A 20,143-nucleotide genomic window follows, 5' to 3' on the forward strand; every position below is an offset into this window, starting at 1 on the left:
GAGTAGGACGTCGCCAAGCGAAAAACCACTGTCGATGTAATCGATGGTGGTTTTTATTTTTTTATATATCCAAAATGGATGATCGATTTGGCATTATTTATTCAAGAATCAAGCTCGCAGGCAAGGAATTAGTTGCTTGCTGTTATATAACATATTCGATAAAGTGACGTAAACAGATGAAGATTTTGTTACCGAAAGCGCATCTAAAATCAGTATAATACAATTAGGCATTATTGGGTAAGTGATTACCGATTTACGCAGGCTATAGGAATGAAGGCCTGATTGGAAGGTTCTCCATTAACCAATCAACTATGAATACTCATCTGGAGACCGGTTATTGTGGGGGAAGGAGGACAATAATATGTTGCGTAAACGTGGACTGCAAGTGGCAGGATTAATATGTGCGGGTACGATACTGTTGACCGGAACCGGATGTGGAGCATCCACAGAACCCACCTGGAAATCCTTTGATGGTGCAGCGAATGTAAAGTCATTTCCTGTTCCGAAGGAAGCAAACAAAACGGAGCAGACCACAGGCAATAGTGAATTGGACTATGTACGCTATGCGCTTCCAGGTTTGAAGGAAGGGGACAGCATTCCAGAGGCTTATCTGGAAGAGATTGAGTCCTGGGGATGGGAGCAGAAGGAAACAGATGAAGACAGTTCATCGTTAGTATTTGAAAAAGGTAAAAGCATCGTCCACCTCACGGTGCATGACGATTTTCTTATAATCACGGTTCCCTCGCAGCTTAGAAAGCAAGTCATTCAAGGATTGGAAAGCAATAAAACGAATAAATAAAGACCTCTTCCCGGCTTCGGATGGAGGTCTTTATTTCATATAAAAGGGTAAATCAAAATTATGTAATGATTTGTGCAAGACCTCTCCCCGACGCTATTGCTTGTAGTAGGAGATGTCCTGGTCATTCATTTTCAACATTCCATCTTTACGCTGTCCACTCAGACGCAGCAAGGCGTAACCCCGAGGGAGCAGAAGCCACAGATGCCAGATGAGAAGAGCAACCGTAAAAGAGAGCGGAGACCAGAAAGCCATGATCACGCATAGGACAATCCCTATCCAGCAGGTATAGAACTGGACCAGTATGAACACACGCCGACTGACATGTTGTTCCGGGTTATAGCCAAGCCAGGGTGGCTTGAGACGGAAGCGCCAACGTTTCCGATAGCTTGATCCCTGCAAGAGGAGCACGGTATGTCCTACGACATATTGGATCCACAACACAATCGGGAAGGCAATCAGCATATCCAGCAGGATATATGGTGATACCCAGAATGCTCCTGCAGCGCCAGCCAGCCAAGGCAGACTTAAGTAGAGGAACAACAAGCTTTTAGGAATCTGGATTTTTTTAACGAGTCGATAATGATAAAAGGTGGCTTGACCGTGTGGATCTGCCATTGGGCTATGCCGTCCCCCTTTAAGAAGATGATGATGTTCGATAGATAAGAAGATGAAGTCTTTTATGTATTTTATCGGTTAAAATCATATTTTTATTAAGTTAAAAATAGGTACAGACACAAGGCCACCAAGGGGGGCATATAAATAAGGCGTAGAAAGATATATCCTATGAAAAGGTTTAAAATAATAGAAACTGTGTCATACTAATAGTAAAAGGACCAAGGTGGGATGGTTATGGAAGAGTTGACCGAACACGTGTGTATCATATGCGATCAGTCGAAAACAGAGGGTATCCTCATTGTATCGCAATTCGTATGCGAGGATTGTGAATCGGAAATCGTTCATACCAATGCAGAGGATGCCAAATATCATTTTTTTATCCATCAATTAAAACAAATTGCGATGCCGAAAAATGCATAGACGTGATACCCGTACAATGGGCCTGATCGAAGGCCTTTTTTGTTTGGGTGGGGATTATAGAGGAATCGGGGCATAGGCGTACGTTTCAAATTGCGTTAAAATAGGTTAGAGAATGTAATCCGAAGGGATATGTCGATGACTACACATAGAGAGTGTGCGCCGCTTGCAGAAGCCATGGCATTATATCGGGAACGCGGAGCATCATCATTTCACGTACCTGGACATAAGAATGGCAAAGCATATGAGACCGACCATTACTTGGCTGGTATGCTACAAGAGGCCATGCGTATAGATGTGACGGAAATAACCGGAACGGATGATTTATTTCATCCTGAAGGCGTTATCCAGGAAGCACAGGTGCTCGCTGCAGATTGCTTTGGCGCCGAAGAAAGCTTCTTTCTGGTAGGGGGGAGCACCACCGGCAATCTGGCATTGATTCTAACGGTATGCCGTGAACCTGGCGATCTTATACTGGTGCAGCGGAATGTACATAAGTCTGTATTGAACGGATTGATGCTGGCAGGAGCAAGGGCGGTATTTCTTCAGCCTGAGCTGGACAGGCCTAGCGGTCTTGCCATCGCTCCATCCGCAGCTACAGTGGCAGCTGCATTGGCGGCTTACCCGGAGGCCAAGGGTGTTTTGGTTACGATGCCGAATTATTACGGAATGGGGAGCGACTTGAGGCCGCTGGCGGAAGCTTGTCATGAACGCGGAGTTCCGCTTCTGGTTGATGAAGCTCATGGAGCCCATTATGGGCAGCATCCTCAGCTGCCGAAGAACGCTTTGTCATGCGGTGCCGATGGTGTGGTTCAATCCACACATAAAATGTTAGCCGCTATGACGATGGGAGCCATGCTGCATGTACAGGGCGGGCTGCTCGACCGGAGCCTGCTGCGTCAGCGGCTGGCGATGGTGCAGAGCTCCAGCCCTTCTTACCCGCTCATGGCTTCGCTGGATCTGGCGCGGCGCCTGCTGCACACGCAAGGCGCAGGCGCCTTCACGGCAGGCCTGGCCTCCGTGGAGACCTTCCGGCGCGGCCTCGCGAAGCTGCCGCGCTTCGGGCTGCTGCAGCCGCTGCAGCCCGGGGGCCACGCCGCGGACACGGCCGCCGCGGCGTATACCCGCCAGGATCCGTTCAAGGCGGTCATATATGACCGCACCGGGTCCCTGAGCGGGTATGCACTTCAGCGCGCACTAGAGGCGTGCGGCTGTGTGCCGGAGATGAGCGACGAGCAGCGCGTCGTCTTAGTATTTTCGCTGGGGTCGACGCAGGCAGATGCGAATCACCTCCTATGGGCTCTTGTGCATATTGTAGAGCAGGAGGAGGAAACACATGAGTCGGAGACCGACTCGGACCTTGCAGCGGAGCGGGTGAAATTACGGATCCGGGAACTGCGTGATCTGGGAGATTTCATGAGCTATGAGCCGCCGTTTATCCAAGCGAATGACAGCATTGTTTCTGGAAATAGCGATCACACCTTGTTAGATGAATCCGATATGAGTTCAAATGTTTCCACGTGGAACAATTTAACCGAGGAGGCTCCATACTCCGCGCCTATACCGTTTTCATTGAAGCCGATTAACAGAGGGATGATTGAGTCCATTCCGTTAGAGGGCAGTGCGGGGCGCAAGGCAGCAGAGACAGTTACCCCTTATCCGCCAGGGATTCCGATTCTATATCCCGGTGAAATCATAACGAAGGTTATGGAACAGAGGCTGCTGGCTTTAAGAGATGAAGGAGCTAAATGCCAGGGTATCACCGACCCCAAGCTGCAAACCATTGTCGTTTACAAGCAAACGTAAGAGATAAGTATTCGCTACTACGTGGGACGTATAGGGGATGGAAAATTTTGAACCCAAGATCGATCAATGAATGAAGATAGAAAGCAGGATATACTATGACGAAACGCAGACCACTATTCATTACTCTTGAAGGAGGGGACGGATCCGGGAAAACAACGATGATGGGCAGAGTCGCTGCCTTTATGCAGAATCATTCGATCCCGTACCTCATCACCCGCGAGCCAGGCGGGATCGAGATCGCCGAGAAGATCCGTTCCATCATTCTTGATCCGGCGCATACTGCAATGGATCCCCGGACAGAAGCACTATTATATGCAGCTGCTCGTCGTCAGCATCTTGCAGAGAAGGTGGAGCCGGCCTTGAAGCAGGGTTTAACCGTACTATGCGACCGTTTTGTGGATAGCAGCCTGGTTTATCAGGGGTATGCACGGGGACTGGGCATGGATGAGGTATGGAGTATCAATCAGTTCGCGATCGATACACGGATGCCCGATTTAACACTATTGTTTGATATCGAGCCTGAGATCGGCTTGTCCCGGATCGCGGCGAATGCAGAGCGGGAGCTGAATCGCCTGGATATGGAGGCTTTGGCATTTCACGAAAAGGTTAGGGAAGGTTATCTGTTGGTAGCGGAGCGTAATCCGGAACGTATCCGCAAGCTGGATGCCTCCAAAACGCCTGCACAAGTGGAAAGAGAATTGATTCGCTACTTAGAAGAGGCAATTTTAAAGGATTTTTGATGATGTTTGTCAAATAAGTAGAGTTAAGGGCAGACAATGCCCCAAAAAAACAAGGAGGGTTTACCATGAAACTGATTGTTGCGATTGTACAGGATAAAGATAGCAACCGTCTCTCCGCCGCATTGGTCAAAGCGAACTTCCGGGCAACAAAACTTGCAAGTACTGGCGGATTTCTGAAGGCGGGGAATACCACCTTTATGATTGGGGTAGACGATTCACAGGTTGAAAGTGTACTTAGTGTCATTCGCACAAGCTGTAAGGTTCGTGAGCAGCTGGTCACTCCGGTAACCCCGATGAGCGGTACGACGGATTCTTATCTGCCTCTTCCTGTTGAAGTACAGGTCGGCGGCGCTACGGTATTTGTGCTCCCAGTAGAGCGGTTTGAACATTTCTAAGTCCATATTGAGATCTGCGACAGATATGTAACGGATGTTTTTATTGGGATATGTGACGGCTGTGCTCTCCTCTCATTCCAAGTCTTCCGAATCCATACTGTATCATAATAAAAATAGTTTACCGTAGACCGTAGGCACTTGGTAATTGGACTTGAATTGACGGATAATGTAGATGGAACTAAATAACTGTAGAATTGTTCGTTGATTTGTCAATGAATTGCTTGACAAGAAAACAATTTCAGGGTACGTTCACGAGAGGCACAGGTTTGTTCAATATGAACGTACCCGGGTGCCTCCGTTTTATTAGATGGAAAGAATAACGCAAGAGGCGGGGGATTTAGGTGAAGATTAATCCGGGCTTTCGACCCGTAAAAAGTGAGCTTACGGTGTCGGAAAGCGGCGCCAGACCGATTCAGCAGCGCTCGTTCTCCGATATGATGCAGCAGCAAGGCGAACGTGCGACCCATGAGGAGCTGAGTCGTCAAATGCGTGAAATTGCGATGCAAGGGGATCGCTTGGCCAAAGCGATGACCGTTCGTGAGCTCAAAGCGTATAAATTGATGGTTCGCCGTTTTTTGGAGGAAACCGTTCGCCGTGGCGTCAAGATGAAAGAAACACGCGGCTGGGACCGTCGGGGACGCGGTAAGCGATTTAACGTCATCGATGAGGTTGATTCTGCGCTGCTGGCGATGGCCGATGATCTCTTGGATACGGAGCAGGGAAGAATTGACCTGCTGAACAAGGTTGGGGAAATTCGCGGCATGCTGATCAATCTTGTATTCTAATTCGATTCTTCGAATTCTTCTGATAGAGGCAAATGAAGGATGGGTAGAAAGTGAGGACTTATGTCTTTTAATGATATCGTAGGTCAAGAGACTGCGAAGCAACTGCTGCAAAATGCCTTGCGTCGTAATGCGGTCAGTCATGCCTATCTGTTTAGCGGCCCCCATGGTGCCGGACAGATGCAGACGGCGCTTACGTTTGCCAAGGCATTGTTTTGTACAGAGCTTGAAGATGATGCTTGCGGGCATTGTTTGGAATGCCGCAAAGTAGATCACGGCAATCATCCCGATCTAACCCTGATCGAGCCGGATGGAGCCAGCATTAAGATTGATCAGATTCGGGATCTTCAGCGGGTATTCTCCTATCGTTCGGAGAACCGGAACCCTAAAGTCTACATTATGGACCAGGCCGAGAAGATGACCACACAGGCAGCCAACAGTCTATTGAAATTTCTAGAGGAGCCACAGGTACCAGCTGTTGCTATCTTGATTGCCGAGAACGGACAGGCCCTTCTGCCGACCATTCTGTCCAGATCTCAACAAGTCCCGTTCCGAGCATTGAACCCCCAGATGATGGAGAAGGTTCTGATCGATGAGGGTTATGCTACCGCTCTTGTACGCTGTGCGGTTCATCTGGCTTCCGGACTTGATGAGTGTAGGAAAATATTGAATGAGAATTGGTTTGCAGAAATTAGAAACGTAGTGTTACAATTAGGGAAGGAGTCTTTGAACCGCAGCGGCTCAGCAATCATCACCGCGAGTCAAAAAGTGTTCAAAACTGAACTCTCTGAGCATCTGGACATCCTGTTCAGTGTGTTTCATTTATGGTTTAAGGACATGATCCATGTCCAGTATGGAAGGAAAGAGTCTCTCGTTTTCATAGATCAGGCAGAGTATATCTCTGGCCATGCATCAGCCCGCAGCACAGCACAGTGGGTGTCATACATGGATTTGGCCGCAGAGTGTCAGAAGAAGTTACGCTATAATGTCAATGGACAGCTCAGTTTAGAGCAGTTATTGATGGGTTTGGGCGGTAACACTCCGGCGTGAGCACACCCCCCAGGCCCTTAGAATGGCCATTATGTACAGGCACAAGGGGGTTTATTTTTGTACAGTGTAGTAGGTGTCCGTTTTAAGAAAGCGGGCAAAATATATTACTTTGATCCGCTCGATCTGCCCGTGGAGAAGGAGCAATCCGTCATTGTGGAAACGGCGAGAGGCATCGAGTATGGTCAAGTTGTGATAGGAAAGAAGGAGGTAGGTGAATCCGACGTTGTCCTTCCGCTTAAGAAGGTCATCCGTATTGCTGGTGATTCTGACGCCCGCGTGGTGGAAGAGAACAAGCAAGCGGCTAGGGAAGCATTCACTACCTGTTTAAATAAAATTCGGGATCACGAATTGAAAATGAAGCTGGTTGACGTGGAGTTTACGTTTGACCGCAATAAGATCATTTTCTACTTCACGGCCGAAGGCCGCGTCGATTTCCGTGAACTGGTCAAGGATCTGGCCAGTATATTCCGAACAAGAATCGAGCTTCGTCAGATTGGAGTTCGTGATGAAGCCAAAATGCTCGGCGGTCTTGGACCCTGTGGACGCGTACTGTGCTGCTCCTCATGGCTTGGTGATTTTGAGCCGGTATCGATCAAGATGGCAAAGGATCAAAGCCTATCGCTCAATCCGACCAAAATTTCCGGACTATGCGGAAGATTGATGTGCTGCCTGAAGTTTGAGCATGATAATTATGAAAGCGTGAAAGAAGAGCTTCCATCCGCTGGAAAAATGGTCGTCACTTCGCTGGGAGAAGGCAAAGTAGTTGGACTGAATGCGGATAAGCGGACAGTTCATGTTCAGCTGTTCGAAATTGGTAAGGTTAAGGAACTTCCAATGGACGACGTTGTCATTAAATAGTCCAATAGAATGTTTATTTTCGGGGTGTAGACTTGGAGAAGAAAAACATTTTTGTGCTCATTCAAGAGTTGGAAACACAGATGGGACATATACACAGTGAACTGGGTGGACTCAAGCTGGTCATCAAGGAACTGCTGGAAGAGAACCATCACCTCAGTCTTGAAAATGAACAGCTCCGGAAAATATTAAAGAAGGAAGTCCATCCGGCAGACGTGGAAAACCCAGTGGCTTTACAACCTCAGCTTCATGCGAAGGATGAGAAACATGAAGATGTGGTCGGCGAGGGTTATGATAACCTGGCTCGTCTGTATCATGAAGGCTTCCATATTTGCAATGTCTATTACGGGCATTTGAGAACGGAAGGGGATTGCCTGTTCTGTTTATCTTTTTTGAATAAATAAGAAGCCGTAGGAGAAACTGCCTACGGTTTTTTTCTAGAATGGAAAGGTCATACTGTAAGAATCGGAGAAATGCCAATTCATCCGGCTGCTTGTCATGTAATATGAAGAGCAGTCTTATATGTATTTAGATCATAGAGAGCAGATTTGAAATTATAGAGGTGAAGGATTGAAACGATGAAAGGGAAAGACGTGTTATTGCAGCCATCGGAGCGGATTGATGATCTGCTCACCCATGAGCTTGGGATTATCCAGAGCGAGGAGGTATTCAGCTTTTCCATGGACGCAGTCCTGCTTGCCAGATTTGCGAGTATCCCGCGCAGGGGCCGCATTTTGGATATGTGTACAGGCAACGGGGTGGTGCCCATCCTGTTGTCGACACGAACAAGCGCGCCCATTGACGGCATTGAGATTCAGCCGAGACTTGCGGATATGGCCAGGCGGAGCGTAGCGATGAATGATCTTCAGGAGCAGATTACGATCCATGAAGGCGATCTGCGGGAGTTATATAAGGAAAAGGGACATGGGGCATATGACCTGATAACGGTTAATCCTCCTTATATGCCGATGAATGGTAGCGACTTGAAGCTGAATGAACATCAAGCGATAGCTAGACATGAAATCCACTGTACACTTGAGGAAGTGATCGAGTCCTGTGCAAGGCTGCTTCGTCAAGGCGGCAAGATGAGCATGGTTCACAAGCCGCTGCGCCTGGCGGAAATTATCACCTTGATGAGCAAATACCGGATTGAGCCGAAGGTCATTCGATTTGTCCATCCGCGCGTAAATATGGAAGCCAACATGGTCCTGATCGAAGGCATACGGGACGGAAAGCCAGAAGTAAGGCTGAGACCACCGCTGATTGTGTATGATGAGCAAGGAAATTACGGACCGGATTTTATGGAAATCTACTACGGAACACATGAGGATGAGATGAAAGAATGAAGAATCTTGTGCAACAGAGTTATGCCGAGCGAGGGGAAGGATATCCGGGTTCCCTGTATTTAGTAGGGACGCCGATCGGTAATTTAGAAGATATGACGTACCGCGCCGTCCGTATCCTCCAGGAATGCGATATTATCGCAGCAGAGGATACGAGACAGACCCGTAAGCTGCTGACCCATTTTGAGATTCCGGCCAAGCCGTTGTTTAGTTACCATGAGCATAATAAGGCAGCGAGCGGTCCGGAGATCATACGTTATATAATAGAAGGAAAAAATGTGGCACTCGTCAGTGATGCCGGTTTGCCGGCGATTTCGGACCCTGGCAGTGATCTTGTTTCCCTGGCGATTGAAGCGGGTATATCTGTGATCCCAATCCCCGGAGCCAATGCCGCACTTTCGGCCTTAATCGTTTCGGGTCTGCCGACCGAACGTTTTACGTTCATCGGTTTTTTGCCGCGGGAGCGTAAGGAAATGGTGGAACAGCTGCAGGCGCTGCAATCGGCGCAGGGAACGTTATTATTGTATGAGTCCCCGCATCGGGTGAAGAAGACACTGGAGATTATGCAAGAGGTTCTTGGAAATCGGAAGGTAACCTTGGCACGGGAGCTAACGAAGCGCTTTGAAGAATTTCTCCGTGGAAACATATCGGAATGCTTGGAATGGCTCGCGGAGCATGCACCGCTGGGAGAGTACTGTATCGTTGTTGAACCCGGGAGTGCAGAAGAGGAATTGAAAGAGAAAAATGCCTGGTGGCAGGAGCTTTCGCTCGAAGCCCATGTGGAGCATTATGAGCAGGAAGGGCTAAACCGCAAAGAGGCCATGAAAAAAACCGCAGGTGATCGCGGGGTGTCGAAGCGGGATATATATAATGCACTCTTGGCAGACTCATAATCCATCCAGCTGCAGGGAGAAGAACAAAAAAAGACCTTCCTGCGGCCGGGTTCATAGCCGAGGAAGGCATCAAGGAGATATGAAAAAGGTTAGAATTAACAAAATGTAATAATGCTATTATATACTAAAAATCTTAATTTGTCACAGGTGTAGGGATTTCCGAGATACATTCGTGGCAAACAATTTTGCCTTTGAAGTAAGTGACATTCTCAGCGTTACCACAGAAGATGCAGGCAGGCTCATATTTCTTAAGCATGATGCGTTCGCCGTCTACATAAATCTCCAATGCATCTTTCTCACCAATACCCAGTGTACGGCGCAATTCGATCGGAATGACGACCCGTCCAAGCTCATCGACTTTCCTTACAATTCCTGTTGATTTCATCATAACTTATAAATGCCCCTCTCGCCATAATTTAAAAAAGTCATAATTCGACATAGTTCTAGTTTTTATGTTACTTATAGTACCAACGATTCCCAAAACAGTCAACCTATTTTTTTGAAAAATCGGAACCTATTTACGAAAGTATAGTGAACAAAACCCTTGTATAGCAACAAAACTACCAAAATTAGCCCAAAAATTGCTGCAATTTTCTAATTGTCGATTTGGAAAGCGTGATTTTACCTTATTCGACACTGTTCGACATTATGCGTCAAAAGTAGTGTTTATCTGTTATTTCCGCAATTCATGATAAGGAGATGAGAAATGATGTATTCACCTATAACAGAAGAAAAAGTGTTTAAGGATCCTATTCATAATTACATTCATGTCCAAGACGATGTCATATGGCGGTTAATCAACACGCCCGAATTTCAACGCCTTCGCCGGATTAGGCAGCTTGGGACCTCCTTTCTGACTTTTCATGGTGCTGAACATAGCCGATTCTCTCATTCTTTAGGGGTCTATGAAATTACGAGAAGAATCATCTCTCAATTCGAACGGAAGGGATACTCGGATTGGCCCGCCGAAGAAAGACAAGTGGCACTCTGTGCAGCCCTGCTTCATGACTTGGGTCATGGACCCTTTTCCCACTCTATAGAGGAAGCATTCCATATGAATCACGAGGATTGGACATGCCGGATCCTGCTTGGCGATACTTGTGTCAATAAGGTGCTGCAAGAACTCGGAGCCGACTTTCCTGAGAAAGTAGCCTCCGTGATCAACAAAACCTACGATAAACCGATTGTCATGAACCTGGTCACGAGTCCACTCGATGCCGATCGGATGGATTATTTGTTAAGGGACGCGTATTATACGGGAGTCAATTACGGAACCATAGATATTGACCGGATTTTGCGGATGCTGCGGCCCCACCGGGATCGGATTGTCGTGAAGGAATCCGGCATGCACGCGGTAGAGGATTATCTGATGTCACGCTATCAGATGTACTGGCAGGTATATTTTCACCCTGTCACCCGTAGCTCTGAGATCATCCTGCGTCAAATCTTTCGCCGTGCGAAGGAATTGCATGACCAAGGGTATGCTTTTCAGTTTATGGTGGAGCCTATATCTGCTTTGTTTGCCAATTGTCTCAGCGTGCAACAATACCTGCGTCTGGATGAAGCCCTGATCCAAACAGCATTTCTGCAATGGACGGAGGAAGAAGACAAGCTTCTCAGCGAACTTTGCGGCCGTTTCATGCATCGGAGACTCTACAAATATGTAGAAATCGACAATATGGATCTGGATACCATCGACGGAATACGCCAAACGTTCCGTGAGGCGGGACTGCATCCGGAATATGATCTGGAGATTGATTTTCCAACCGATCTTCCTTATGATAAAGTTCATTCTGATCTGCCACTTTACGAGCAGCAGATACTGCTCCTGGACCGGCATGATAATTTGAGAGAAATCTCGGAGGTTTCCGAGATTGTACGCTCGATCAGCGGTATCCATAAAGGAAGATATCATCTGTATTATCCGGAAGAGAAAATAACCCCCGTACTGGGCGTTATGCCGAAAAAGATAGCAAGTCTCTTTTCGCAGCACGACTGAAAAACTAAACATCGTTAGAAAGCCTCGTATACGTATAATACAAGCAAGTGCGGAAAAACCGAATTCACAGGAAACGACAGGAAAGGAGAGTGTGAAACATTATGTTGTTCGACACACACACTCATATGGATGCTCCCCAATTCGACGAAGACCGGGAAATGGCGATCAAGCGGGCGCTTGAAGCCGGCGTGACCCGGATGATCAATATCGGATTTAACCGGGAAACGATTCCGAGCACGATGAAGCTGGCAGAGACTTATGATTTTATTTATGCGGCTGTGGGCTGGCATCCCGTAGATGCAATCACCATGCAGGATGAGGATCTGGACTGGATCGCATCCTTATGCAGCCATGAGAAGGTGGTGGCAATCGGGGAGATTGGTCTTGATTATCATTGGGATACATCTCCGAAGGATGTCCAGCACCTTGTTTTTCGGCGTCAAATCGGACTTGCCCGGGAGCTGAACATGCCGATCGTCATTCACAACCGGGATGCGCATGAAGATATCGTTAAGATTTTGCGGGAGGAAAAGGCATCCGACGTCGGAGGTGTCATGCATTCTTTCTCCGGCAGCTGGGAAACGGCGAAAATGTGCCTCGATATGGGATTTCATATTTCGTTTGGCGGGCCGATTACCTTCAAGAATGCGAAGCAGCCTAAAGAAGTTTTGGCGAAGGTTCCACTGGACCGTTTATTGATTGAGACGGACTCACCGTATTTGACACCTCACCCATTTCGCGGGAAGCGAAATGAGACCGCCTATGTGAAATTGGTGGCAGAGATGGCAGCCGAAATTAAAGGCTTGTCCTATGAGGAATTGGCCCGGATTACCACCCAAAATGCGCTGGAACGATTTGGCATTTAACGAAAAAGGGAGCAAAAGCGATGAAAAGAGGAGCTTTCGCGACTAATTAAAGTTTTTTAATCAGAAAAGACGTCAATATTACAATATTTTAACCATTTACATGAGAAAATGTGGTTGATTGTTGCTTTACAACCTGCATGTAAACAGGATATCATCTTTTCAGTGATAAGAAGCTGCGATGTGCAGATCACAGCCGATTATTTCATGAACCATCTCGCTTAATCTCCGAATGTGTGGAGAACGGGGGAACCGATACTGCCGTGTATGCTGTTCTTTGATGCACGGAGCTGTATTTGATTCTTTTTCGGGTCTTTGGGGTGAATGTGAAGGATTTCGCCATGAGCGGTATCCGGAGCTAGGGCGTCTCTCTTACGTCCGAACCCGACAGCTAACTCCGTAAGCGAAATAAGAGGGGAAATCTCGTGCATACCATTTCCATGATTCTAAACATCAGGAAGCCACGTCAGAGCCTCTAGTACTCTTTCAAGGCTTTCTTTTATTTTTGAATAATGGCAAGGGAATCATCATACGCTTGGTAAACAAGGGTGGTGATGGATGAACGGGAAGATGGGGACTGACGCAGGGCGTATAGATAGATAGCAGGGCGCCTTGTGAGAACAATTGCTATAGTCACGTCAAATGCATTCATGCGTTACTGAAGGCGGCGGGACTATGAAGGAGGATGGAATAGTGGGCATTTTTCAACCTGAAGAAACCCATGAATCGCAATCATCCAGCATGTCTTACGCATTGAGATGGAAGCATGACAATTTGCGTCAATTGATGTTGCTCGGGGCTATGGGAGCCATTACGGTATCACTTCTCATATCGCTGGTTGTCCATGATCAGTCAGGCAAGGAAGTTCAGCTTGTTGTTGATGGTCGTGTCACTACGGTAGAAACACGCGGATCCTTGTTGCAGGAATTGCTGGATGAACAAGCGATCACGCTGAGTCCTCAGGATCAGATTTCGATGCCTTTAAACGGCGCGATCCAGGACGGAGACCGAATTATTATTAAACGAGCAATTCCAATCAACGTAACAGTAGGCAGCACAACCCAAACCATATTTACATCCCAGGAAACAGTGGATCACGTACTGAAAGAGGCTGGTATTGCGGTCCAGGGTGAAGATATAGTACAACCGTCGCAGAGCACGGAGCTGACCAGCAATATGAATATCAATGTCGTTCGCGTCACGAAACAAAACGTTAAGGAGACAGAGAACCGGGAATTCCGTGTGATCAAGACTGCCGACCCTTCGCTTGAAAGAGGGGATAACCGCGTCATTCAGCGGGGCGAGCCTGGTTTGATGGTGAACCATTATGAGAAGGTCTACCACAACGGCAAGCTTGTTGCCAAGACGAAGGTCTCTCAACAAGTCGAGCGCAGAACGAAGGATAAGATCATTGCTGTAGGTACCAAGAAAGTGGAGAAGCCTGTAGTTGTGCAGGCAGCAGCCACTCCAGTGAAAGCAACTCCAGCTAAGCTGTCTGATACGAAAAAAGTAACGGCAGCCAAGGCTGTAGAGAACAATGTTGCTTCCCGTGCAGGCGTTGATTTTAAATACACTAAAGTATTGAAGAACGTATCAATGACGGCATACTCTGCTGAACAAAAAGGTATCGGCACACGCACCGCATCCGGAACGCGAGTAACGGAAGGGCGTACGATCGCCGTAGACCCGAACATCATCCCGATCGGATGGTGGGTATATATCGAAGGCATTGGCTTCCGTCGTGCTGAAGATACAGGTGGTGCCATTAAAGGACATAAAATTGATGTCTATTATGATTCATTGAAATCGGCCATGAATTTCGGCCGGAAGAGCGGCCGCACTGTATATGTGATCGGTCCGGTTAAACCTGAATTAAATTAATCGCATGAAAACCAATTTACAATGACATTCTAATGCTATACTATTTAGCTTATAATATATGATGATGAAGAAGAGGGAATATTTCCTCTTCTTTTGTTTTGTAAAGAACGAAGCATATCAGGCGAAGCAGAGCCCTTAATTAGCTGTACAAGCCTGGATCCTTGAGAAGGAAGAGAATACGGATGATTAAAGAAGTAATCGTTGTGGAAGGCAGAGACGACACAGTGGCCATTAAACGGGCCGTTGACGCGGATACGATCGAAACCGGCGGCTCTGCGATTAACAAGTCTATTCTTAAACGTATTGCGCTGGCACAGGAGCGCAGAGGCGTTATTATATTGACCGATCCGGATCATGCCGGGGAGCGGATCCGCAAAATTGTGGACCAGCGTGTACCCGGCTGCAAGCACGCCTTCATTCCGGAAGCGGATGCTACCCGTAAAGGCGATATCGGGGTGGAGAATGCCTCTCCGGAAGCGATAAGGCGTGCATTGGAGCGGGTACATACCTCTTTTGAGGGAAGAGAGAGCCTGATTAGCCTGGATGACTTACTGGAAGCTGGCTTATCGGCCCATCCGGATGCAGCCGCAAGACGTATGACGATGGGGAATATACTGGGCATCGGCTACTGCAACAGCAAGCAGTTTCATAAACGACTGGCCATGTTTCAAATATCGCGAGAAGAATTTCTGGCCGCGCTGACGCAGCTGGAAGAAGGGGGCACAGGCCAATGAGCCGAACTGAAGATATTTCAACGCCGAGAAGAACGAAGGAGATCATTGCACGTCATGGATTCTCCTTCAAGAAGAGTCTTGGACAGAACTTTCTGATCGATCAGAACATTCTGTCCAAGATCGTGGAAGCGGCAGGCTTGGATAAAGATAAGGGAGCGCTTGAAATCGGGCCGGGCATCGGGGCATTGACGGAGAAGCTGGCACAGACAGCGGGAGTCGTCAGAGCGGTCGAAATTGATCAACGTTTGATTCCGATTCTGGAGGAAGTGCTGGAACCTTATGAGAATGTGAAGGTCCATCACGGGGATGTTCTCAAGGTAGATCTTCATGAATTATTCCACCGGGAGTTTGCGGGTGTATCGAAGGTAAGCGTTGTGGCTAATCTGCCCTACTACGTGACAACACCAATTCTCATGAAATTGCTGGAGGAAAAGCTGCCCCTGGAGAATATCGTAGTGATGATCCAGAAGGAAGTAGCAGAGCGGATGGCGGCAGCCCCTGGGAGCAAGGATTATGGAAGTCTTAGCATTGCTGTTCAATATTACAGTGAGCCCAAGCTGGTCTGTATCGTGCCGCATACGGTGTTTATTCCACAGCCGAATGTAGCATCGGCCGTTATACGTCTAGCTGTTCGAGAAGAGCCGCCGGTTCGTGTGGAAGACGAGGGATTCTTCTTTGAGGTAGTACAGGCTTCTTTTGCCCAGCGGCGGAAGACGATTGCGAACAATTTGAAGGGCCGCTTCTTTCCAGGAGAGGGCCGGGAGCGGCTCGAGCAGCTGCTGCAAGAAGCGGGCATTGAGCCCTCACGGCGTGGAGAGACGCTTAGCATCGAAGAATACGCCAGGCTCAGCAATGTGCTGTACCACGCAAATATTCGCTAATATGGCTTGAATCCGGCTGTTAGAACGAAGCTTACGGCCGCGATGGGCTTTAACGCTTATAAATCATTAATTCGCAAGAACCAATAATGACAGTGGCCCATACCATAGGGTAGGGGTGATGTTGTAATGAACTTGGGAGACTTGGTCGTCCGTAAATCATACGGCGGCGATGTAACGTTCCGGGTAGAAGGCATGCGGCAAAATAATAATATCGTCATCAAAGGGACGGAATTCCGGTTGCTGGCCGACGCTCCCGTTGATGATCTGGTGACGGTTCCGCATCCCACCTTAAGCGAACGAACAAAGCAGGCGCAGATCAAAGCCAATGAGTCGCTGGACCGTCTGCAAAAGCATAGACAGGAGCAGAGCGAACGCCAATGGGCTAATCTTAGAGGGATTGACGGCGGTCAGCATGCGGATAAAGGATATTTCGATGTGCCAGGTAAGGTGCTGCATTTGGATGGGGATCCCCAATATCTGAAGAAGAGTTTGGCCTTGTACAGCCAGCTTCGGGTCCCCGCGGAAGGTCATTATATTAATGAGTCGACAATGGCCGATTCGTTATATCGTCTTCTTCCGCGGGTAAGACCTGATATCGTTGTGATCACAGGCCATGACGGCGTACTCAAGAGACGGCAGCCTTACGATTTATTAAGTCTGGACAGCTATAAGAATTCGCATAACTTCGTCACAGCGATTCAGGTAGCACGCCAGTATGAGCGCAATCTGGACTCCCTCGTGATTGTGGCAGGAGCATGCCAATCGCATTTTGAAGCGCTGCTGCAGGCAGGAGCTAATTTTGCCAGCTCACCCGGGCGAATTCTTATCCATGCGCTGGATCCCGTGTATGTGGCTGCGAAGGCGGCCTATACGTCGGTCCGCGACACGGTGAATATGCACGACGTTGTGCATCATACGATTAGCGGAAGCCAAGGCGTAGGCGGGATCGAGACGAGAGGCAGCTATCGCATTGGCCTGCCGAAGCTGCAGGATCTGTCTACCTTAAAGGTGACCCCTTCAGTCAGTTAGATTCTCTTTAACTCCTGCAAGGATATTCCAAAGTCCGCTGTAAGTGCTGTTAGCTATTAAAGGTGAATATAACAACAGGAAAACCCCACAGGCTGGGGTTTTTTGTTATGCTCATTGATTTTGTAAAAAAGTTGTCAAAAAAATATACATAAAATGTGTCAATTTAGCGCATATTAAAGCAAATGAAGGCGAGAATTACCGGGTCAAAAAAAAACGTTGACAACATATTTTTATTGCTGATATAATTAATGTTTTTGAATTGACAACGCACTGAATCTACGATATAATGGACAAGGAAAGAGGTGGTCGTCGACAATGGCTAAAAACGCGCTGTTGGAAATCAAACGCAGTCTCGATGCCCATTTAGGGCAAAAAATTACGCTTCGGGCTAACGGTGGCCGCCGGAAGACCGTCGAGCGTACTGGTGTTTTGGAAGAAACGTACCCTTCTGTTTTCATTGTGAAGTTGGATCAGGACCAACAAACGTTTAAACGTGTGTCTTACAGTTATGCCGATATTTTGACCGAAACAGTGGAAATTATGGTCACCGGTGACGACAATGAGATGCGTATCACCTATATCAAGTCATAACGTCATGAGAGAGCAGTCTCCACTTCCAGAGGAGGCTGTTTTTTGTTGCCATCCTTTCGCGGGGATGATAAGGGAGGGTCGGATGCATACTAAGGCTGCACCCGCCTTCCGGGTGAGGGGTTAAAGAGCATACGGGGATTGCTTTAAGCTCTTTACGACGCCGGGTGCTGTTCATTGCCATACTCAATACATTTTTCAAGGAGGCGGAAATGAATGAGCAGGAGAAGACGAAGCATTATGTCTGATCAATTAAAGACCGAGCTGGCTAAGGAATTGGGCTTCTATGACACCGTGGAGAAGGAAGGCTGGGGAGGCATCAAGGCCAAGGATGCAGGCAACATGGTAAAACGGGCAATCGAGCTTGCCGAGCGAGCAGCCCGCAAATCCGATCTGTAAGAGCATGATGGAGAAGCAGGGTCTTCCGATACACGGAAGGCCCTGTTTATATAGCTGGCAATCAAGGAGTTCTCTTCTCAAACAGTCTCATGACTTCAAAGCTTGATTTTGTTAATATAAAGGCATTAGATGTTTTTTCTCGAATATGTTAAGTTCAAGCATATGGGAAAAGCTAAGGATAGGTGAAACGATCTTGAAAATATACGAAAAAGCACCGGCCAAGATCAATTTGATGCTGGATGTGCTCCATAAACGTCCTGATGGCTTCCATGAGGTTGAAATGGTCATGACGATGATCGATCTTGCTGATCGGCTCGAAATGTCAGAACAGAAGCGGGACACCATCATCATTACCTCACAGGCAGGATACATACCGCTGGACGAGAAGAACCTGGCCTTTCAAGCCGCAAAATTAATAAAAGAGCGCTACGATGTGAAGAATGGGGTACATATACATCTGGACAAAAAGATTCCCGTTGCCGCGGGACTTGCAGGAGGAAGCAGTGACGCTGCGGCAACTCTGCGAGGCTTGAATCGTCTCTGGGGCCTGGGCATCCCTCAGGAGGAGCTGCTTGCGCTCGGCGCAGAGCTCGGCTCAGATGTGCCTTTCTGCGTGAGCGGCGGCACGGCGCTGGCTACAGGACGCGGCGAGGTGCTCACGCCCATCCCGAACCCTCCGCAATGCTGGGTGATTGTGGCGAAGCCGCCCATCAATGTGTCAACAGCGGAAGTATACGGCCGCTTGCGGAGTGAGCAGATTCAGCACCACCCATCATCTCAGCGCATGGTGGAGGCGCTTCAGCAAGGGAGCTTTCAGCAGATGTGCCAATCGCTCGGCAATGTGCTGGAGGAAGTAACCCTGAAGCTGCACCCGGAAGTCCAGCAGCTGAAGGACGGGATGCTGAAGTTAGGGGCTGACGGCGCTCTTATGTCGGGCAGTGGTCCTACGGTCTTTGGTCTGGTTTCCAAGGAATCCAAAGTAGCCCGGATATACAATGGCCTGCGGGGATTTTGCAAGGAAGTGTATGCCGTTCGCCTGTTGACCTAGATTTAGAGAACAAATCTCAATAATGTTTGTATAAATACGTACAAAGATGTTATATTTGATGTATAATATTCGGATTTAGCGAGGAACCCTAGTGAAAAAATTAAAACGAAGCGAACGATTGGTCGATATGACCCAATACTTATTATCCAAACCGCATACGCTGATACCTCTAACAACGTTCGCTGACCGATATGGAGCAGCCAAGTCATCCATCAGTGAGGATTTGGCGATCATCAAGGACGTGTTCGAGAGCGAGGGGCTCGGAGAGCTTCAGACGCTGGCCGGCGCAGCAGGTGGAGTAAGATATATCCCTAAACTGCGCACAGACCATGCCCTGCGTTTTGCGGAGGAGCTGTGTGAGCAATTACAGCAATCCGACCGGATTCTGCCTGGAGGCTATTTGTATATGTCTGACCTGCTTGGTCAGCCGTCGCTGATGAATGAAGCAGGGAAGATTATTGCAACAGCGTTCTCTGACCGCGAGATCGATGTGGTGATGACGGTGGAAACGAAGGGAATTCCGTTAGCCTACGCTACGGCAGCCCAATTGAACCTGCCTGTCGTATTAGTTCGTCGGGACCATCAAGTGACGGAAGGATCGGCCGTAAGCATCAATTATGTCTCAGGCTCGCATAAGAGCATCCATACCATGTCTTTATCTCGCAGAGCACTTAAGGAACGCTCCCGCGTGCTGATCGTGGATGATTTCATGAAGGCAGGAGGAACCATCCAGGGAATGGTCGATTTGCTGGGTGAATTTAATGCCGAAGTCGCAGGTGTGGGTGTGCTGGTAGAATCAGGAGCAGTGGAAACAGAAGAAAGACTTCTGGAGGACTATATTTCACTTGCGATCTTAAGTGATGTAGACTCCAAAACGAAGAGCATTACGGTAAATCCCGGAAACTACTTCGAAAAATAAGATTGCGATATTTGTCGATATTGTAGCGGTTTCCTTCGAATTAGCCCGAAGTCTGTCGAAAATATCACATTCTAAAAAAAATTCCTGATTTTAGGATATTTTATAGT

The 20,143-nt window shown here is 48.0% G+C and carries 23 protein-coding genes and 1 riboswitch; of the genes, 21 read left to right on the plus strand and 2 right to left on the minus strand.

Features of this window, described 5'->3' with window-relative positions; translation table 11 throughout:
- Window positions 1-361: 361 nt before the first annotated feature.
- On the plus strand, window positions 362-799 hold the full coding sequence (locus tag ABEQ74_RS01325) for a hypothetical protein (RefSeq protein WP_430118666.1): 438 nt from the start codon (window positions 362-364) through the stop codon (window positions 797-799).
- Window positions 800-892: 93 nt separating this feature from the next.
- Here ABEQ74_RS01325 and ABEQ74_RS01330 read toward each other — a convergent pair whose 3' ends face one another.
- On the minus strand, window positions 893-1,414 hold the full coding sequence (locus ABEQ74_RS01330) for a hypothetical protein (protein ID WP_430118668.1): 522 nt from the start codon (window positions 1,412-1,414) through the stop codon (window positions 893-895).
- A gap of 234 nt (window positions 1,415-1,648) precedes the next feature.
- Here ABEQ74_RS01330 and ABEQ74_RS01335 point away from each other — a divergent pair, with 234 nt between their 5' ends.
- The 10 genes from ABEQ74_RS01335 to rsmI all read left to right on the plus strand — a co-directional run bounded on the left by ABEQ74_RS01335 (window position 1,649) and on the right by rsmI (window position 9,695).
- Entirely contained in the window at window positions 1,649-1,834 is a 186-nt protein-coding gene (locus ABEQ74_RS01335; RefSeq protein ID WP_053490729.1) for a sigma factor G inhibitor Gin, read from the plus strand.
- A 135-nt stretch (window positions 1,835-1,969) separates the two neighbouring features.
- Window positions 1,970-3,637, plus strand: a complete 1,668-nt coding sequence (locus tag ABEQ74_RS01340) for an aminotransferase class I/II-fold pyridoxal phosphate-dependent enzyme (RefSeq protein WP_430118670.1) — start codon at window positions 1,970-1,972, stop codon at window positions 3,635-3,637.
- A gap of 95 nt (window positions 3,638-3,732) precedes the next feature.
- Window positions 3,733-4,377, plus strand: coding sequence for a dTMP kinase (gene tmk, locus ABEQ74_RS01345; protein WP_430118672.1), 645 nt, complete (start codon window positions 3,733-3,735; stop codon window positions 4,375-4,377).
- 65 nt (window positions 4,378-4,442) lie between these two features.
- Window positions 4,443-4,772, plus strand: coding sequence for a cyclic-di-AMP receptor (locus ABEQ74_RS01350; RefSeq protein WP_006207400.1), 330 nt, complete (start codon window positions 4,443-4,445; stop codon window positions 4,770-4,772).
- A gap of 341 nt (window positions 4,773-5,113) precedes the next feature.
- Window positions 5,114-5,557 (plus strand): YaaR family protein, encoded by a 444-nt coding sequence (locus ABEQ74_RS01355; protein ID WP_430118675.1) that lies wholly within the window; start codon window positions 5,114-5,116, stop codon window positions 5,555-5,557.
- Between the two features lie 60 nt (window positions 5,558-5,617).
- Window positions 5,618-6,604: a DNA polymerase III subunit delta' gene (holB, locus tag ABEQ74_RS01360; protein ID WP_430118677.1), complete on the plus strand. Its 987-nt coding sequence runs from the start codon at window positions 5,618-5,620 to the stop codon at window positions 6,602-6,604.
- Between the two features lie 57 nt (window positions 6,605-6,661).
- Window positions 6,662-7,462 (plus strand): PSP1 domain-containing protein, encoded by an 801-nt coding sequence (locus tag ABEQ74_RS01365; RefSeq protein WP_430118679.1) that lies wholly within the window; start codon window positions 6,662-6,664, stop codon window positions 7,460-7,462.
- A 32-nt stretch (window positions 7,463-7,494) separates the two neighbouring features.
- Entirely contained in the window at window positions 7,495-7,863 is a 369-nt protein-coding gene (yabA, locus tag ABEQ74_RS01370) for a DNA replication initiation control protein YabA (RefSeq protein WP_430118681.1), read from the plus strand.
- A gap of 174 nt (window positions 7,864-8,037) precedes the next feature.
- Window positions 8,038-8,805: a tRNA1(Val) (adenine(37)-N6)-methyltransferase gene (locus ABEQ74_RS01375; protein ID WP_430118683.1), complete on the plus strand. Its 768-nt coding sequence runs from the start codon at window positions 8,038-8,040 to the stop codon at window positions 8,803-8,805.
- Window positions 8,802-9,695 (plus strand): 16S rRNA (cytidine(1402)-2'-O)-methyltransferase, encoded by an 894-nt coding sequence (gene rsmI / locus ABEQ74_RS01380; protein ID WP_430118685.1) that lies wholly within the window; start codon window positions 8,802-8,804, stop codon window positions 9,693-9,695. Before ABEQ74_RS01375 ends, rsmI begins: the two co-directional genes overlap by 4 nt.
- Window positions 9,696-9,828: 133 nt before the next feature.
- Here the strand turns inward: rsmI and ABEQ74_RS01385 are convergent, their stop codons facing one another.
- Window positions 9,829-10,083 (minus strand): AbrB/MazE/SpoVT family DNA-binding domain-containing protein, encoded by a 255-nt coding sequence (locus ABEQ74_RS01385; RefSeq protein WP_006207408.1) that lies wholly within the window; start codon window positions 10,081-10,083, stop codon window positions 9,829-9,831.
- Between the two features lie 321 nt (window positions 10,084-10,404).
- On the opposite strand from ABEQ74_RS01385, the gene ABEQ74_RS01390 reads away from it, so the two are divergent.
- The 10 genes from ABEQ74_RS01390 (at window position 10,405) to purR (ending at window position 20,036) form a co-directional block, all read left to right on the plus strand.
- Window positions 10,405-11,694: an HD domain-containing protein gene (locus tag ABEQ74_RS01390; RefSeq protein ID WP_430118763.1), complete on the plus strand. Its 1,290-nt coding sequence runs from the start codon at window positions 10,405-10,407 to the stop codon at window positions 11,692-11,694.
- Between the two features lie 98 nt (window positions 11,695-11,792).
- A complete protein-coding gene (locus tag ABEQ74_RS01395) occupies window positions 11,793-12,560 on the plus strand; it encodes a TatD family hydrolase (RefSeq protein ID WP_430118765.1) in 768 nt (255 codons plus the stop codon).
- Window positions 12,561-12,765: 205 nt separating this feature from the next.
- A riboswitch (cyclic di-AMP (ydaO/yuaA leader) is annotated at window positions 12,766-12,979 on the plus strand.
- A 271-nt stretch (window positions 12,980-13,250) separates the two neighbouring features.
- Complete coding sequence (locus tag ABEQ74_RS01400; RefSeq protein ID WP_430118688.1) at window positions 13,251-14,438, plus strand: G5 domain-containing protein; 1,188 nt, start codon at window positions 13,251-13,253, stop codon at window positions 14,436-14,438.
- 182 nt (window positions 14,439-14,620) lie between these two features.
- On the plus strand, window positions 14,621-15,172 hold the full coding sequence (gene rnmV, locus ABEQ74_RS01405; protein WP_053490717.1) for a ribonuclease M5: 552 nt from the start codon (window positions 14,621-14,623) through the stop codon (window positions 15,170-15,172).
- A complete protein-coding gene (rsmA, locus tag ABEQ74_RS01410; protein ID WP_430118690.1) occupies window positions 15,169-16,053 on the plus strand; it encodes a 16S rRNA (adenine(1518)-N(6)/adenine(1519)-N(6))-dimethyltransferase RsmA in 885 nt (294 codons plus the stop codon). Before rnmV ends, rsmA begins: the two co-directional genes overlap by 4 nt.
- A 126-nt stretch (window positions 16,054-16,179) precedes the next feature.
- A complete protein-coding gene (gene yabG, locus ABEQ74_RS01415) occupies window positions 16,180-17,082 on the plus strand; it encodes a sporulation peptidase YabG (RefSeq protein WP_430118692.1) in 903 nt (300 codons plus the stop codon).
- Between the two features lie 315 nt (window positions 17,083-17,397).
- On the plus strand, window positions 17,398-17,673 hold the full coding sequence (gene veg / locus ABEQ74_RS01420; RefSeq protein ID WP_006207415.1) for a biofilm formation stimulator Veg: 276 nt from the start codon (window positions 17,398-17,400) through the stop codon (window positions 17,671-17,673).
- 213 nt (window positions 17,674-17,886) lie between these two features.
- Window positions 17,887-18,069, plus strand: coding sequence for a small, acid-soluble spore protein, alpha/beta type (locus tag ABEQ74_RS01425; RefSeq protein WP_009591920.1), 183 nt, complete (start codon window positions 17,887-17,889; stop codon window positions 18,067-18,069).
- A 193-nt stretch (window positions 18,070-18,262) separates the two neighbouring features.
- On the plus strand, window positions 18,263-19,117 hold the full coding sequence (gene ispE, locus ABEQ74_RS01430) for a 4-(cytidine 5'-diphospho)-2-C-methyl-D-erythritol kinase (protein WP_430118695.1): 855 nt from the start codon (window positions 18,263-18,265) through the stop codon (window positions 19,115-19,117).
- 91 nt (window positions 19,118-19,208) lie between these two features.
- Window positions 19,209-20,036 (plus strand): pur operon repressor, encoded by an 828-nt coding sequence (gene purR / locus ABEQ74_RS01435; protein WP_430118697.1) that lies wholly within the window; start codon window positions 19,209-19,211, stop codon window positions 20,034-20,036.
- Window positions 20,037-20,143: the final 107 nt, after the last annotated feature.

It is taken from the genome of Paenibacillus solani (assembly GCF_050475945.1).
Lineage (GTDB): Bacteria > Bacillota > Bacilli > Paenibacillales > Paenibacillaceae > Paenibacillus_AQ > Paenibacillus_AQ solani_A.